The following is a 250-nucleotide window of genomic DNA, read 5'->3' as shown; positions in this document are numbered from 1 at the left end:
CAATAGACGCAGCAGGCCAACCCGGTGAAGAGCGCTTTTTTCTGGTGCGCTGCCCTGATGTTCAGCATGCGGCGCAGGCGTGCGCGCAGACAGAGCTTTTACTGGCCGACAGTCGTGGTACAACCCCTTGCTATGAGTGGTGGCCGCTTGCTGAGATGCAGCAGGCCGGTGACGATGCGTTTTCGCCTTCCTGGCTGCCAGAACTTCTGGCTAGCGTGCTGTTCAGCGAAAGGATGATGCCGACTTCAAC

The 250-nt window shown here is 58.8% G+C and carries 1 protein-coding gene; it reads left to right on the top strand.

Translation table 11 applies throughout. The features are described 5' to 3' along the window. Positions 1-250 (top strand): hypothetical protein (locus R0J92_RS25155; RefSeq protein WP_411053690.1); only part of this gene is annotated, 250 nt, incomplete at both ends.

Origin of the sequence: Tritonibacter sp. SIMBA_163 (genome assembly GCF_046535935.1) — a bacterium.
Lineage (GTDB): Bacteria > Pseudomonadota > Alphaproteobacteria > Rhodobacterales > Rhodobacteraceae > Epibacterium > Epibacterium scottomollicae.
The sequence above is the reverse complement of the archived record's forward strand: the minus strand, read 5'-3'. Positions and strand labels throughout refer to the sequence as shown.